2 protein-coding genes are annotated in these 536 nt (G+C 57.5%); one reads left to right on the top strand and one right to left on the bottom strand.

What is annotated here, in order from left to right:
• The coding region (locus tag C9414_RS21350; RefSeq protein ID WP_483295701.1) for a phosphatase domain-containing protein at positions 1-189 on the top strand (189 nt) is incomplete at its 5' end.
• Between the two features lie 157 nt (positions 190-346).
• Here the strand turns inward: C9414_RS21350 and C9414_RS20415 are convergent.
• A partial coding sequence (locus C9414_RS20415) for a hypothetical protein (protein ID WP_219909142.1) occupies positions 347-536 on the bottom strand: 190 nt, incomplete at its 5' end.

Below are 536 nucleotides of genomic sequence, written 5' to 3'. Positions count from 1 at the left end.
AAGGGAGGACTCGGCCGAGCTGGAACCGTTGCGGCCATGCTTCTACTGCAGAGCGAAACCGCGCAGACGGCCCAAGATGCGATGAGAATGGTACGTTTCGCGAGACCGGGCGCCATCGAGACCGCGGCTCAGGAGGAGTTTTTGGAGTGCTGGTGGGCGCAATGCCGGCGTTCGAACTCGAGGTCCTGACCTTCTGCCGCAAACATCGGCAGTGGAATGGATCTCTGCAGCAATAGAGCCTACCTCCTTAACGCTTGGTCTTTGCAAGGCCTCCTTGCTTACCAGCTCGTGGCTGACCTCAGTCTACTCGAGGGATGGCTTACAACGAGTGCCAATCGTGATTCCACTAGAGCCTCCAGTTGCTGCTTGGCTCTAACCAATACTCTTTTCCCAGCGGCAAGAACGTTTCCAGTGCAACCTCCAAGATCAACGGCTGACGCCAGCCGCGATCAGGCAGGAAGCAGAAGTCGGTTGTCGCAATCGATCCGAACTGGGCTCGTGCAGCGAGCCATGTGCATCTCTTGTTGATCTCTCGG

This window comes from Bacillus sp. Nf3 (assembly GCF_003028545.1).
Lineage (GTDB): Bacteria > Bacillota > Bacilli > Bacillales > Bacillaceae > Bacillus > Bacillus safensis.
The sequence above is the reverse complement of the archived record's forward strand: the minus strand, read 5'-3'. Positions and strand labels throughout refer to the sequence as shown.